The organism is Paenibacillus sp. FSL R5-0378, assembly GCF_038009285.1.
Lineage (GTDB): Bacteria > Bacillota > Bacilli > Paenibacillales > Paenibacillaceae > Paenibacillus_AQ > Paenibacillus_AQ favisporus.
Map to the genome: position 1 here is coordinate 5965314 of NZ_JBBPAY010000001.1, position 14024 is coordinate 5979337.

Annotated in this window: 9 protein-coding genes and 1 other annotated feature; of the genes, 3 read left to right on the forward strand and 6 right to left on the reverse strand. The window is 54.7% G+C overall.

Features of this window, described 5'->3' with window-relative positions; translation table 11 throughout:
* Positions 1-346 precede the first annotated feature (346 nt).
* From MKY74_RS27715 to MKY74_RS27735, 5 genes are all read right to left on the reverse strand, one after another.
* Entirely contained in the window at positions 347-1600 is a 1254-nt protein-coding gene (locus MKY74_RS27715) for a zf-HC2 domain-containing protein (RefSeq protein ID WP_076169766.1), read from the reverse strand.
* Positions 1597-2145, reverse strand: a complete 549-nt coding sequence (locus MKY74_RS27720; protein ID WP_076169765.1) for an RNA polymerase sigma factor — start codon at positions 2143-2145, stop codon at positions 1597-1599. The genes MKY74_RS27715 and MKY74_RS27720 overlap by 4 nt, the downstream gene beginning before the upstream one ends.
* A gap of 364 nt (positions 2146-2509) precedes the next feature.
* The gene (locus MKY74_RS27725; RefSeq protein ID WP_076169764.1) at positions 2510-5209 is read right to left on the reverse strand and encodes a ComEC/Rec2 family competence protein; all 2700 of its coding nucleotides are present in this window, start codon (positions 5207-5209) and stop codon (positions 2510-2512) included.
* 198 nt (positions 5210-5407) lie between these two features.
* Positions 5408-5926 carry a deoxycytidylate deaminase gene (locus MKY74_RS27730; RefSeq protein ID WP_076169763.1) on the reverse strand — a complete coding sequence of 173 codons (519 nt, stop codon included), beginning with the start codon at positions 5924-5926 and terminating at the stop codon, positions 5408-5410.
* Positions 5927-6033: 107 nt separating this feature from the next.
* Positions 6034-6711, reverse strand: coding sequence for a ComEA family DNA-binding protein (locus MKY74_RS27735; RefSeq protein WP_076169762.1), 678 nt, complete (start codon positions 6709-6711; stop codon positions 6034-6036).
* Between the two features lie 194 nt (positions 6712-6905).
* Here MKY74_RS27735 and comER point away from each other — a divergent pair, with 194 nt between their 5' ends.
* Entirely contained in the window at positions 6906-7739 is an 834-nt protein-coding gene (gene comER, locus MKY74_RS27740) for a late competence protein ComER (protein ID WP_076169761.1), read from the forward strand.
* Here the strand turns inward: comER and leuS are convergent.
* Positions 7736-10180: a leucine--tRNA ligase gene (leuS, locus tag MKY74_RS27745; RefSeq protein ID WP_076169760.1), complete on the reverse strand. Its 2445-nt coding sequence runs from the start codon at positions 10178-10180 to the stop codon at positions 7736-7738. The two genes, comER and leuS, sit on opposite strands and share 4 nt — an antisense overlap.
* Positions 10181-10290: 110 nt before the next feature.
* Positions 10291-10527, reverse strand: a binding site (T-box leader).
* 178 nt (positions 10528-10705) lie between these two features.
* Between leuS and MKY74_RS27750 the strand changes: the two genes are divergently transcribed.
* Complete coding sequence (locus MKY74_RS27750) at positions 10706-13006, forward strand: helix-turn-helix domain-containing protein (protein ID WP_076169759.1); 2301 nt, start codon at positions 10706-10708, stop codon at positions 13004-13006.
* A gap of 153 nt (positions 13007-13159) precedes the next feature.
* Positions 13160-14023, forward strand: a complete 864-nt coding sequence (locus MKY74_RS27755) for an AraC family transcriptional regulator (protein ID WP_076169758.1) — start codon at positions 13160-13162, stop codon at positions 14021-14023.
* The last annotated feature ends 1 nt before the right edge of the window (position 14024 follow it).

A 14024-nucleotide genomic window follows, 5' to 3' on the forward strand; every position in this document is an offset into this window, starting at 1 on the left:
ATATCTGCTAATCCCGTTCCGCAAGGTACATCATTCCGATACCCTGTCCATCCGGCCAAAAAAGCGATACATCCATTTTACCAAAAACGGCGGGGAAGAAAAACAGGCCTCCCCCGTCAGGCCGAATTACGGTGGGTGAACGCGCAACAACAAAAGGACCCCTGCGGTTCGCATAAGGTCCCTTTGTTCCAGCACATCTATTATAAACACCGGCGTGAAAAGCTCTAGAAACTTAACCGCCGGTGGTCATACGACGTTTTGGATCCTGCGTAATATAACCTATTCCATATCTCTATCATGTGTGCATCATGAGCAGCACATTTTTTATGCTTTGTCATCAGGCGGCTTACGGTGTGGAGCCGTCCTGTTTGCCCACCTGATACGTCTGGCTTACCGTCGAGCCGCTGGCATCCGTGGTCTGGTACGTAAAAACGGTGCTGTCGGCAGACCACACGCCCGATACCCACGTTCCCGGCAGATCAAGGGAACTTACCTGCTTGGAGCTTCCGTCCGAAGTTACGCTGTAGATGACCAGCTTTTTGTTTTCGACAGAGGCCGCATACTGACCGTCAGGAGAATAGAACTTGTTCGAATCTTCCTTAGGTTTGATGGCCATAATGCCCATTTGTCCCGACGTGTCGCCTTCTTGAGATCCGTTAACCTCAGGGGCGGTGCTATCGGCCGCTTGACCACCGTCTCCATTCGGAGGAACGATATCCTTCTGAACCCCATCCCCTTTCGGAGGCGGGCTCTCCGTGTCGGTTGGAGCGCTAAGCGTCGCCTGGCCTCCATCCCCTTCCTGGTTGCCGGTGCTATTGTCAGCCGACTCGGTGGACCCGGCTTTGCCGGCATTGTCCTGGCTCCCGGTGTCCGCTTTCCGGCTGGTCTCCGGATCCTGGGCCGGAGTGTTGGACGAGTCCTGCTGCTGCGCATAGGTCTGGGCCTCCTGGCCGGTGGCCTTGTCGCTAGACGCTGCGTCGCTGCCGGCGTCTTGGCTCTCGCTGAGCTGCGAAGGATCCGATGATGCCGGCGTTTTCTCTTCTGAAGGATCCTGTGCGGGCTCGGAAGAACCCGTATTTTGTTCGACAACATTGCTCTTGGATTGTTCTGCGCCTGAGGTCGCCGCCGCGTCCATGCCGCTTGCCTCCTTGGAGGCTGCCGTATTAACAGGCGGCTCTTCCGCCGTAGATAGTTGCTTCGGATTATAATTCAGCACCGCCACCCCAAGAATGACTACAGCCGCAGCGCCTCCGAGCGCTGTACGTCCAGCTACCGTATTCCAGAACTTGCCCTTGCGGGCCGGACGGGACGGAACAGGTACCATTTCGGCAGGTGCCGGCATTTCTTCGAGCGATGCGCTCTTCTCGTGGCGCGCCTGATCGATCGCATCCAGCTGAGGCATGATGGCATCGACGAGACTGAACTTAGGCGTTACTTTTGGCAAATCTTCGAGGTCTCTGGACAACGATTTCAGCAGCCGAAAGGTATCCGCACACTCAGGACATGTCTTCAAATGTTCATAGAGCTTGACGGTTTCCTCTTCGTCCAAGTCGTAATCCAAGTAACGGTGCATCCACTCCACCACCTCTGGACACTTCATCCTGATACACCACCTTTCTGATGCTCTTGGAGCATGTTCTGTAGCTGCTGTCTGGCCCTGAATAAATAGGATTTCACCGTATTCAGCGGCAGGTTGAGACAGTCAGCGATTTCATTGTAGGAGAAATCCTGCAAATATCTAAGGACGATCACAGTCCGGTGATGATCCGGCAGTTGATTGATGGCCTCCTGGATGTCCTGGGCCAAATAAGAGGATAAAACCTCTTTCTCAACATTCTGTTTGTCCTGAAAAACGAGCTCATGTTCGTCGATCGAAACTGTAGGCTTCGTCCGCCGGAACTTGTCGATACAGATGTTCGTGACGATCCGCTGTATCCACGTTTTAAACTGTGCCTTCTCTTCATAGGAATCGATTTTGGTATAAATCCGAATCAATGCTTCCTGGGAAGCGTCGAGCGCATCCTGCTCATTATTCAGAATATAAAAAGCTGTCCTGTAAACATGTTGTTCAATTTCTCTTAATAGGGTGATTAGAGCGTCGCGATCGCCCGATTGAGCGGCTCTGATGAGTCCCTGCTCTACCACAAAGGATCCCCCTCTCCCTGCAATCTTACAGACGTGTAAGACCAGCAAATTGTTGCAATTTGTAACCACATTTTTAAAGTTGCTGAAAAGGCAGGCCCCGGGAGTGCTTGCCATTCCTAATAAAACCGGATATAACCTTCAACCGAAAGCGGTTTTTTCTTCTGCTTCGATCCACCCGTAATCGTTTTGTTAAATCTGCTTCCCGTAAAAATCCGGAAGGTATGTACGTCAAGGGTGACACCACCGTTTTACTTCATCTCTGCTGATGAAAACCACAATTAAGAATACCAAATTCCAGAGGCGGAGTCACCTGAAGATTCTGCGGCCAACTTCATCATTCTAAGCGTTTTTCATAGACAAATCATTACGATTTTGTTATCAGCTTGGTTCTGACACGGATTTTCCCGGATTTTACCGAAAATTGGATTTCCCCCTGCAGATCGGTCCTGTAAACGGCCGCTCCTTCCTCGGAAATCCGCTGCAGCACATCGGCATGCGGATGTCCGTACAGATTGTTCACGCCGGCCGAAATAACGGCTGCGGCGGGATTCCACCGGCTCAGCCATTCCGCTGAACTGGCTGTCTTGCTGCCGTGATGGGCAATTTTAATCACATCCACGGGTGCTTCCAGCAGCTCGCTTACGGTTTGCAGTGCCCGATCATCGACGGTTTGCCCATTATCCGCCACCGCCTCACCAAACCGGCCAGAGTCCAGTGTCTCAAGAAGCTGCTCCTCGGACGCCTTGTCCATATCTCCGGTGAACAGGAAGCGTCCCCCGTTCATTTCGAGCAGGAACACGACCGAGTCATGGTTCTGGTCCTTGACGACCGGCAGCGCCTCCTGATCGGTCTGCGACAGGACCGGGCCGAGAAAAACCAGCTGCGTCCGGCCGTCCGGGTCATAGTTCATTCCTTGGTGAATGGCATAAATCGGAATATCCTTGTCTACGGCGGCAGCCATCAGCCGATCAAAGGCAGCCGTACCGGCCATCGTCCCATTGAATAAAAACGCCCCGACCGGAATCTGTTCCAGCACCGCCTGCATACCTCCGGCGTGATCCTGGTCCCCGTGCGTCACGATGACCGCGTCCAGCCTATGGATTCCCCGCTTCTTTAATAATGGAACAAGAACCTTGGCGCCGACCTCAAACGGCTGCTTCCGCTCCTTCCACCCGTCCTCCGCCTTGCGGAAGCTGACGGTTCCGCCCCCGTCGACCAGAAGGTGCTTTCCTTGCGGAGTCGTGATCAAAATGCTGTCACCCTGCCCCACATCCAGCACCTGAACCGCTCCGGCCCCGCGGAAGTGCTCCGGCTGGTATCCCGCGTACAGAAGAACGATGAGTATGCATAGTCCCCCAAGCGCTCCGGCGGCAAGCCGGGTTTTCGTCCTGGACGGCAAAGCCGCTTCCGGGCGGCGGGCTGCAGGGGGCACGCCCAGCGGCACGGTCGCGTCCGGCTCTACTGCCATCTGCCGCCGGCTCAGCGACCACCCTTTTCCGAAATAGAGCAGCCCATACAACGCTATAAAATAGGAAGCGATCCAAACTGGCGAAGGTGACTTCCAGATCGTCACGAATTGCGGATACCCGTTCATCCATTTCACCAGCCAGAAAGACAGATCGTCCAGCCACTCGGCTGCCGCCGCCAGCATCTTGCCCCCGGGCAGCCATAGCGAGCCGATGAGCAGCGCTGCCGTCCCCACAGGGAGAACGAGAAAGGTAATGAAGGGAACGAGCACAAAATTGGCTGCAAACGATAGTAATGAGAACTGATTGAAGTAATAGATCGTCAGCGGAAAAGACACGAGTTGGGCAATGAGGGTAACGCCGACCGCACCGGCGATTTTGGACGGCAGAAAGGACAGCTGCGGATGTATCAAGGGAACATAGACCATCAGGCCTGCCGTCACGAGAAATGACAACTGGAAGCTTACGCTCAGCAGATAATATGGATTCCAGAGCAGCATGAGCAGCGCCGCCGCGCTGAGGATGTTCAATCCGTCCTTCAGCAACCCCTTTCTGGCTGCATACAGCCCGATCATACTCATAATCCCCGCCCGCACGACGGACGGACTGACACCGGACAGCAGAACGTACAGGGGTACGAGCAGCATGACAAGCAGCAGCGATTTTTCACGGGAGAGCCGCAGCAGGGAAAAGATATAGAGCAAACAGCCAACGTACACGGCGACGTGCATACCCGAGATCGCCAAAATATGGGTCAGGCCCAGTTGAGAGAATTCTGCGTAGGTTTCGGGATCCAGGTCGTCTTGAAGCCCGATGATCAGCCCCTTCATATAACCGGCATGGGGTTCCTGGAAAATCCGGTCGATCATTCCGCTCAGGCCGTTCCTCGCCTGATCGTTCCAGCGCAGAAGAAGGGTCATGCCAATGCCGGACGGAGCTGAAGCCTGAACATTGGAGGCACCAGCCGCTTTAAACAACCAGTGAATTTTCTGGGTCACCAGGTACTGACGGTAATCGAAGCCGCCGAAGTTCCGTGCGCTCTGCGGCTGCGCAAGGCTGCCGGAAATCCGGACCCGGTCCCCCCGCTGCCATTGGCGGGCTGCTTCCTGCTCCTGCCGGCTCTTTAGCTTGACCTGCACCATGACCTTTTCGGACACCATAGGCTCGCTGCCCGTACTCGTTCCGGCATCCCGTGAGTTAGGTTTGCCGTTCGCTGCGGTCCCGCCGATGGGTACCGCTTGCCGTACGCTCATGACAAAATCGGCTCGGTCTCCGTCGACTTCGACGGCGGAGGCGATCATGCCTGTCATTCGGGCACTGGCTCCGTCCATTTGGGCAGCATCAGCCGCCTGAAGGGCTTCGGGAAGCTTGGATACATTTGCGGCTTCCTGCAGCTCCCAATACGCTCCCGACGCGGCTAAGGCACACCAGATGATGATCACGGTCCGGAGGAAGTCTCTCCGGTACATACCGAGCGCTGCCAGCAGCAGCGATGCGCCTGCGATCAGAAGAAGCAGCCTTGAACCCGAGCAGGCATACGCTGCGCTGCTGCCGGCGATCCAGCTTACCGTGAATACGATCAGCGGTCTTTGTTTCATATCACACACTTCCCTTCTTTGCATATAGGCTTCCGACGGTTTCTCATGCGCACTTCGCCTGCGCCTTCTTTTACAAAAACCAAAAAAGGACCCCTGCCGGCAGCCGTGCTGCGGACAGAGGTCCTTCCCCTATTGATGATTTATTCCATATTTCCGAATATTCCTGTGTAACCGTATGTTCAGTCTTACCGCCAATTTTTAATCCGCCACCGTCATCACCGTTTCCCGTGGCGGCTCATAGACCGGCAGCCGGCGGAAGGTAATGCCCTTCTGCCGCATCATTTCCGTCACCTTCTCCGTATCCTTAGGATACGGACGGTGATACACGATCTCGGTCACGCCGCTGTTCGCCAGCATGTTGGCGCAGGTCCAGCAGGGCTCGTCCGTAACATAGACGGAGCTGCCTTCCCGGTCGATACGGTCGGTGAACAGCAGCAGGTTTTGCTCGGCATGAATCGTCCGGACGCAGCGCTGCTTTTTCACCATTTCCTGCTTTCCGTCCACGTCCACAAGCTCGTACTCCTCAGCGATCATGCAACCCGCTTCCGAGCAGTCCGGCACGCCCATCGGCGCTCCGTTATACGCGGTGCCCAGCAGCTTCTTCCCCTGAACGAGCACGGCTCCGACATGGCGCCGGGAACAGCGGGAACGCGTCGATACCATATATGCAATATCCATAAAGTAAGTGTCCCAGTCTTTTCGGGTATCAACCGTCATGAATCCATCACCTGATTTCCGTAGAATGTGTACATATTGTATCACAAGAAAAACGTTTACCGATATACCTGCATGGGAGACAACGCATTTAGCGTCTAACGGATAACCTACAGCTGGATGTACGGCTTCATTTTTTCCAGCATTTTGGGTCCGATGCCTTTGACCTTGTCCAAATCCGCAACCGATTTGAACGGCCCGTGCTGATTGCGGTATTCCAGAATGGCTTTGGCCTTGGCCTCACCGATCCCCGGAAGATCGGTCAACTCCGTTAGTCCTGCGGTATTGACGTTGACCTTTTTGCCCTGCCCTCCGGCATCTGTCTGCGAACCGGACACCGCGTCTGCCGAACCTCCAGCCGGTGGCTGCTCGGACGAAGTTTCTGACGGCCCCGAAGCGGCATTCGCCGCAAGTCCAGCGTCAGAATGAGTGCTTCCGTTTGCCGCTTGGCCCGCCGCCGCTTCATCCCCCGAACTCTGCGCTTTATCTTCCGTATTTCGGCTTTCATTCGCCTGCGCGGGTCCTGAGGGTACGGCGTCCTGTTTGGCAGCCGGGTTGGCGTCCTGCTTAGAACCTTGCTCCTGCTTTTGTTTGTCATCCGCTGCCGCGGCGCCTTTAGGCAAATCGCCTGCCGAACCGCCCGCTTTTTCGTTCAGCACGCTTTCAACCCTGCCGTTGAGCGGCTGCCACTGCTCCATGCCGCTGCTTGTATGAACTCCAGACAGCAGAATGGCCCCGCTTCCCAGCACGGCACAAACGATGCTGACGACTGCCGATATTCTTTTCACAACATGACACCCCGATTCTATGAAATGACTTGAAATGACTCGCTGTCGGTCCATAGATGAAGTACAGAATAACATACACTGAAAATTTATAACTCTATAATGCGGAATTAGCCGTCATGGTGGCCAAGTTATAGCGCATACACTAATGGGAACGATCATGTCGTTACTGCGAAGCACGAAAGGAGGGAACCTATATGAAGGTAGGATTTATCGGAACCGGCAGCATGGGCAGCCTGCTGCTTGAGGCCCTGATTGATTCGGGTTCGCTCGCTCCAAACCAGGTCTATGCCAGCAACCGTACCCCCGAGAAGGTTATCCGGCTCCAGCAGCGACACCCCGGACTGCATGTATGCACCAGCAACGCGGAAACCGCGCACAACAGCGATCTGATCTTTTTGTGCGTGAAGCCGCTTCAATTTAAAGCAATTCTGGATGAAATCGGAAGCACGCTTCGGCCCGATCAAATGGTGGTATCCATCACGAGTCCGGTGCAGATCCATCACCTGGAGTCGGCTTTGTGCTGTAAGGTGGCCAAGATCATTCCGAGCGTGGCCCACCGCGTTCAAAGCGGCGTCTGTCTATGTATGTATGGCAGCCGGATAAAAGAGGAAGACAGGCAGCTCATCGAGCATCTCCTGTCTCCCATCAGCAAGCCCATCCTCATCGATGAATCCTTTGTCAGGATCACATCGGATTTATCCAGCTGCGGGCCTGCCTTTTTAAGCTTTTTTCTGGATCAGTGGATCAACGCCGCCGTAGAAACGACCGGCATGGACCGCGGCGAACTGACGTGGATCGCCGGGGAAATGCTGCTCGGTACGGGTAAACTGCTGACGCAGGGAGGCTTTACGCCCCTTGAGCTGCAGAAGCGGGTAACCGTTCCCGGCGGCATTACCGCCGAGGCGCTTGCCCTGCTGGACAGCAGCTTAACCGGCGTCTTTCACCGTCTGATCGCCACAACCCACGGCAAATACAAAGAAGATCTGGAAAAGTGTGACGCCCAGTTCGGCGGCCCCGGTGCCGATTAGTTCGCGACGATGTTCACAAGCTTGCCGGGTACTGCAATGACCTTACGGACGGTTTTCCCGTCAATGGCCTGCTGTACGTTCTGCAGCGACATGGCGTGTTCCTGCATGGCTTCCTGGCTCATGTCTTTGGCGATCATCGCCCGCTGAACGATTTTGCCGTTGACCTGAATGACGATTTCGACTTCCGATTCCACAGTCCAGGATTCGTCATAGGACGGCCACGGTACGTAAGTAATGCTCTCCTGATGGCCCAGACGCTCCCAAAGCTCTTCCGCGATGTGCGGAGCGAGCGGCGACAGCATCTGCACGAAGTTCTCGATCGCCAGACGCGGCAGCGCATCCGCTTTGTAGGCTTCGTTGATAAAAATCATCAGCTGGCTGATCGCGGTGTTGAAGCGCAGATTCTCCAGGTCGTCGGTCACTTTCTTAATCGTTTTATGCCATGTCCGCTTGAATTCATCGCTGCCGTCGCCGTCCGTAATTTTGCTGCTGAGGCTGCCGTCCTCGCTGACGATCAGGCGCCACACGCGGGAGAGGAAGCGGTGCGCGCCTTCCACGCCGTTCTCGTTCCAAGGCTTGGTCGCTTCCAGAGGCCCCATAAACATTTCGTACACGCGCAGCGTGTCGGCACCGAACTGCTCGACGATTTCGTCCGGATTAATGACGTTGCCGCGCGATTTGCTCATTTTCTCATTGTTCGTTCCCAGAATCATGCCTTGGTTGATCAGCTTCTGGAACGGTTCCTTGGTCGTGACGACACCGAGGTCGTACAGGAATTTATGCCAGAAACGGGCATACAGCAGGTGAAGCACCGCATGCTCGGCTCCGCCGATGTACAGATCGACAGGCAGCCATGCCTCCTGCTTCTCCGTCGAGCACAGCTCATCCGCATTATGCGGATCGATGTAGCGCAGGTAATACCAGCAGCTGCCGGCCCATTGCGGCATCGTATTGGTCTCGCGGCGGGCTTTCATGCCCGTCTCGGGATCGATCGTCTCCACCCAGTCGGTGACGTTGGCCAGCGGCGACTCCCCTGTACCCGACGGCTTGATTTGATCCACATCCGGCAGCAGCAGCGGAAGCTGGTCCTCCGGAACGGTCTTCATCGTGCCGTCCTCCAGATGCAGAATCGGAATCGGCTCGCCCCAATAGCGCTGGCGGCTGAACAGCCAGTCACGCAGGCGGTAGGTTACCTTGCCCTGGCCTTTGCCGTTCTCCTCAAGCCACGCGATCATTGCAGCGATGGCTTCTTCGGTGTGCAGTCCGTTCAGCGGGCCTGAGTTCACATGCTCTCCGTCCCCGGTATAAGCTTCCTCCTGCACGTTTCCGCCTTTGACCACTTCCACGATGTTCAGGCCGAATTTCTTGGCGAATTCCCAGTCGCGGGAATCATGCCCCGGCACCGCCATAATGGCTCCGGTTCCGTAACCTGCCAGCACGTAATCCGCAATCCAGATCGGCAGCTTCTCGCCGCTCACCGGATTGACGGCATAGGCTCCGGTAAACACACCGGTTTTGTCTTTAGCCAAATCGGTGCGCTCCAGATCGCTCTTGCGGGCTGCCTGCTCCTGGTAGGCCTTCACCGCATCCTTCTGTTCAGGCGTCGTAATGCGCTCTACCAGCTCCTGTTCCGGAGCGAGCACGCAATAAGTAGCGCCAAACAGCGTGTCGGGACGGGTCGTAAATACCGTCAGCTTGGCGTCATGCCCTTCGATGTCGAACTGCACTTCAGCTCCCTTCGATCTTCCGATCCAGTTGCGCTGCATATCCTTCAGGCTTTCGCTCCAATCCAGGTCATCCAGATCTTCCAGCAGCCGGTCGGCATACTCGGTAATCTTCAGAATCCATTGGCGCATCGGCTTGCGGACGACCGGATGGCCGCCGCGCTCGCTCTTCCCGTCGATGACTTCCTCGTTGGCCAGTACGGTCCCGAGGGCTTCACACCAGTTCACGGGCACTTCGGCAACATAGGCGAGGCCGCGTTTGTACAGCTGGATGAAAATCCACTGCGTCCATTTATAATATTCCGGATCGGTTGTGCTGATCTCGCGGTCCCAGTCATAAGAGAAGCCGAGCGACTTGATCTGACGCCGGAACGTGTTAATGTTCTTGATCGTGATTTCACGAGGGTGCTCGCCCTTATCCATCGCATGCTGCTCCGCCGGCAGGCCGAATGCGTCCCAACCCATCGGATGCAGCACGTTATAGCCCTTCATCCGTTTGAAGCGGGAGACGATGTCCGTCGCCGTGTACCCTTCCGGGTGGCCGACATGAAGTCCGGCTCCGGACGGGTAAGGAAACATATCCAGCGCGTAAAATTTCGGCTTTTCAGGATCCTCTGTCGTCTTGAATGTGTGATGCTCATCCCAATACTTCTGCCATTTCGGTTCAATCACCTTGTGCTGGTAGCCCTGGCCTTGAACCTGCTCTTGGTTACTCATGCTCATTTGCCTCCTAAAATGCGCCCGCTGCCCGCCCGTTATTACGGTACGGCACGGCGCTCGTCTTTCATGTTTGCAACAAAAAAACCTCTCATCCATAGCGTATCATCGCTAGGGACGAGAGGTTTGATTCCCGTGGTACCACCCTAGTTAGCGGAGGACATGCTTTATCCCCGCTCCCTTTGCACCCTTAACGCGGGTGAATCGATGATCCTTGACGCGCTTTCGCACGCGCTTCACATCATAGCTCAAAGGCGAGTTCATCCCAAATCGTCAACCGGCTTGCACCCACCGCCGGCTCTCTGTATGACATCCCTGGAACTAATACCCCTTATCATCGCTTCATTTACAGTTTTTCATGGTTGAAACATTGAAACATATTATATATAAAAAAATCCATCGAGTCAACGTATCCAGCCTGGCGGACAAGCCCCGCTTTTCCCGCCGAAACCCCCGCCAGCCGGAATTATTCCATGTCCGATAGGGAATTTTTTGTTATGATTAAACCAAAGGGAGGCGGAAAGTTTGAAGCGTAACCTCAGAAGGTACTTGAAATCGAAGCTGTTTTTAAAATATATATGGTCTTATCTGTTTATTTTGCTGCTTCCTCTCGTTTTTGTAACCGTCTTCATCTACCAAAGCGCCGCGGGCAACCTCCGGGAGGAAATCGAACAAAGCCATCTGAACCAGCTGACGCAGGCGGAAAGCATCGTCGACGGCCGGATGAAGGAGCTCGGCGACATCGCCTCAAGGATCGCCTATGACGACCGCCTGATCTCTTACCGGGTTCATGATCCGTTCTATTCGCGGGAGGCGATCGACGCTCTGGATCAATATAAGTCAACCAGCTCCATCATCGGAGATGTATTTTTATATTTTCATCATGACGACCGGATTTACTCCTCGCAGGGGCTTAGCAGCCTGGACGTGTTCAGCGAGAAGTACATATTCCAGAATTGGTCCAAAGACAGCCTGATGGGCGATTTGAACGACGTGTCTTTTCCCACCATGCGTCCGGCGGACCGGGTGATCCGGGGCACTTACAGGCAGCAGTCGCTGCTTGCCTACCTGGTGCCGATTACGCCGAACAGCCCGAATCCCCATGCAACGGTCATGTATTTGATCGATGAGTCGGAGCTCACGGGTCTGATCGATTCCATTCTGGGCAGCTACAAGGGGCTGGCGTACATTTTTGACAATCACGGACAGGTGCTGGCCGCCAACAATCACGGTGAAACGATCAACGGCTTGGACACGGGACATCTGTTTTCCCTCGATCCGGGCATTCACAGCGTGGAGCTGGGCGGAAAAGCGCATTCCGTCGTGTCCACCAAATCGGACATGAACGGCTGGACGTATGTGACGCTGATGCCGAGCGATCAGTTTTTCAGCAGCGTGCTGCACATCCGCAGCTTTATCATCATGCTGTTTAGCATCGTGGTGCTGGCAGGCATCGGCATAGCCCTGCTTCTGGCCCGCAGACAATATCACCCGATTTCGGCCCTGGTCGATTTCGCCAATTCCAAGTCCAGAAACGACCGGGGAACGGGAGATGCGCTCCTTCCGGGCAATGAACTGGAGCATATCCGCTCCGCGCTGCAGGAATACAGCTCCCGTGCCGATCTGCAGGAACCGTACGCACGGAACCATCTTCTGCTGAGACTGCTCCAGCAGGGAGAAGACCGGGAGCTCGAGCCGAATCTGCTGGAAGCCTTTAATATCCGGTTTGACCGTTCGCAGTTTTTTGTCATCGCCATGGAACGAGGCGAGCTTGCTGACCCTTCCCAGGATTACCAGGATTGGCAGACGCTCGCTTCCCTCCTAGCCGAAGTGGACATCCCCGGGCTCCGGGCATCCGCTTACAGCGTGGAGCTCCCGCGCCGGGACCAGATGGCCCTCATCGTCTCCTTTGACCCGCACCCGGCGATGGGGAGCTTCATCCATATGAGCCGGATCGTCGATGCCGTCCGCAGCAATATCCTGGAGGCGTTCGACTTTAACCCCATCATGGGGGTAGGTACCGGATATTCACAGGCGGGGCAGCTTAATCAGTCGTTTATCGAAGCCTGCTCGGCGCTGGAATTCCATACTCCGTCGGAGAAAGGCGGTATTACGTTTTTTGAAAAACTGGCGCCGGCGAGCGAGGAAGCCTTCTGGATTCCGAAAAACGTGCTGCTGAAGCTGTCCCAAAGCTTGAAACAGGGCAGCCATGACGTCTCCGCCCATATGATCGGCGAAGCGATGACGAGCCTGAAAGAGGGCAGCCCGTCACCGCTGCTCTCCCGCTGCATCTGCTTTGACATTCTCAATACGATGCTCAAGACCGCATCAGAGCTTGGCATCCACCATATTACGCAGGAGATTCCGACCAGCAGCGCCTTTCAGTCCCTGGATGAATTCGAGGGGCAGCTCAGGAAGCTGGCCTCCCATATTTGCACGCAGGTGCAGCAGGAGACGAAGCATAAGGAGAGCTCGCTCAAGGACCAGATGCTCGGCTATATTGACCAGCACTTTATGGATCACAGCCTGAGCCTGGAGAGCCTGGCGGATCTGTTTGAAATTTCTCCTTCGCATTTCAGCCGGACGTTTAAGGAAAATGTGGGGCTGAACTTTACCCAGTATATCTGGCAGAAAAGGATGGAGGAGGTCAAGCGGCTGCTCATGACGACCCAGGAACCGCTCAAGGAAATCATCGGCCGGGTCGGGTATGCCGACACCCCGAATTTTATCCGTAAGTTTAAAAAGGAAACCGGCTACACGCCGGGACAATTCCGCAAGCTGAACCATCCGGACGGCGTGTTGCTCGGCGAAATGCTCCAGGACTGACAACGAACAGCTGATTTGTTCAGCTGTTCGTTTTTCTTTTAGGAAGTGCAGCGTATGGGGTAAGGCAAGGCGGAATACCTGATATTTCTGTGCATGGAATGCAAGGCTTTATTTTCGGTACTCCGTATAATTAATGTTGAAGGGATGATCTGTATGGATTGGCTGAAACGCATGAATCATGCGTTGGAATACATCGAAACGCATCTGTCGGAAGAGATCGACTATGACCAAGTGGCCGGAACGGCCTGCTGCTCGGCTTACCATTTTCAACGCATGTTTTCGTTCATCACAAACGTTTCGCTGTCCGAGTATATTCGGCGCAGACGGCTTACCCTTGCCGCTTTTGAACTGCAATCCGGTGGCGTAAAGGTGATCGATATGGCACTGAAGTATGGTTACGAATCACCCGAGGCGTTTTCCAGGGCGTTCAAAAAAATGCACGGAGTCATGCCAAAGGCTGCTCGCGACAACGGTGTATCCCTTAAGGCTTATCCTCGCTTATCCTTTCACATTTCGATTCGCGGAGATGTCGAGATGAACTACAGAATGGAAGGAAAACCTGCCTTTGAAATGTTCGGTGTTTCGACTGTGATCCATGCCGACGGCGAGAATCCGTTTATCGAAATACCCGCGTTTTGGCAAAAGTGTATTTCCGATGGAACCGTCAAACGAATCCGCGCTGCCGCAGGTTTAGGCGAACACGGCCAGCTCCATGCAGTTTTATACAACAAGCAAGGAGAACAACTTTCGTACATGATCGGTTACTTTTTACCCCAAAGCGGCTTGCCTGAAGGATTTGAAAAGCTGCAAATCCCCCCGCAGTCTTATGCGATTTTTTCAACCGGAATCAATCCGAGTGGACAGAATGACATTCATGGATTGTGGAGGCGGATCTGGGGCGAGTGGTTTCCAAGCGCTCATTACGAAGCTGCAAACGGTCCCGAATTTGAAATGACTTACGATCGCGGTAACAACCTGTACGAAATGGAGGTTTGGATTCCTGTCGTTAAGCTGTAGT